The 304-nt window shown below is 70.1% G+C and carries 1 pseudogene; it reads right to left on the bottom strand.

What is annotated here, in order from left to right:
• Positions 1 to 121: 121 nt before the first annotated feature.
• Positions 122 to 304 (bottom strand): annotated as a pseudogene (locus JI664_RS23655) (thioredoxin-disulfide reductase); the annotation flags it as partial.

Here is a 304-nt window from a genome sequence, read left to right as displayed (position 1 = left end):
GCGGCAGGCTTTTGTTAACCGCGCATCTTTGTTCCGGAAATATCCCGGGGGTGAGCCCGAAGGGCGAGGGGGCAGCGCCCCCTCTCTTGCGGCCTCGGCAGCCTGCGCGGCGGTGGCGGGGTCAGTCCTGCGCCGCCAGCCAGTGTTCGGCGTCGAGCGCGGCCATGCAGCCCATGCCCGCCGAGGTCACCGCCTGCCGGTAGGTGTGGTCGGTCAGATCCCCCGCCGCGAAGACGCCCGGCACCGAGGTGCGCGTCGTGCCCGGCTCGACCCAGACATATTTGCCCGAATGCAGTGTCAGCTG

The organism is Rhodobacter sp. NTK016B (assembly GCF_017303295.1).
In the GTDB taxonomy this organism is placed as follows: Bacteria; Pseudomonadota; Alphaproteobacteria; order Rhodobacterales; family Rhodobacteraceae; genus Pararhodobacter.
This window is presented reverse-complemented; position numbering and strand designations above follow the sequence as displayed.